Annotated in this window: 1 rRNA gene; it reads left to right on the top strand. The window is 49.8% G+C overall.

What is annotated here, in order from left to right:
* Positions 1 to 991 (top strand): 23S ribosomal RNA (locus tag ACVBJC_RS20350); the annotation flags it as partial.

The following is a 991-nucleotide window of genomic DNA, read 5'->3' as shown; positions in this document are numbered from 1 at the left end:
GTGAGGCGAACCCGGGGAACTGAAACATCTAAGTACCCGGAGGAAAAGAAATCAACCGAGATTCCCCTAGTAGCGGCGAGCGAACGGGGATTAGCCCTTAAGCGTAGAGGGTGTTAGTGGAATGTGTTGGAAAGCACAGCGGCACAGGGTGATAGCCCCGTACATGAAAACTAACTTTACGTGAAAACGAGTAGGACGGGACACGTGACATCCTGTTTGAACATGGGGGGACCATCCTCCAAGGCTAAATACTCCTGACTGACCGATAGTGAACCAGTACCGTGAGGGAAAGGCGAAAAGAACCCCTGTGAGGGGAGTGAAATAGAACCTGAAACCGTATACGTACAAGCAGTGGGAGCGGTTCTTGAGACCGTGACTGCGTACCTTTTGTATAATGGGTCAGCGACTTACATTTTGTAGCAAGGTTAAGCGAATAGCGGAGCCGTAGGGAAACCGAGTGTTAACTGCGCGTTTAGTTGCAAGGTGTAGACCCGAAACCGAGTGATCTAGCCATGGGCAGGTTGAAGATTGAGTAACATCAATTGGAGGACCGAACACACGTATGTTGAAAAATGCGGTGATGACTTGTGGCTGGGGGTGAAAGGCCAATCAAACTCGGAGATATCTGGTTCTCCTCGAAAGCTATTTAGGTAGCGCCTCGTACGAATACCATTGGGGGTAGAGCACTGTTAAGGCTAGGGGGTCATCCCGACTTACCAACCCTTTGCAAACTCCGAATACCAATGAGTACTATACGGGAGACACACGGCGGGTGCTAACGTCCGTCGTGAAAAGGGAAACAACCCAGACCATCAGCTAAGGTCCCAAAGTTATTGCTAAGTGGGAAACGATGTGGGAAGGCTTAGACAGCTAGGATGTTGGCTTAGAAGCAGCCATCATTTAAAGAAAGCGTAATAGCTCACTAGTCGAGTCGGCCTGCGCGGAAGATTTAACGGGGCTAAGCAATACACCGAAGCTATGGGTACTAGTG

This window comes from Shewanella sp. 0m-6 (assembly GCF_052977325.1).
The sequence above is the reverse complement of the archived record's forward strand: the minus strand, read 5'-3'. Positions and strand labels throughout refer to the sequence as shown.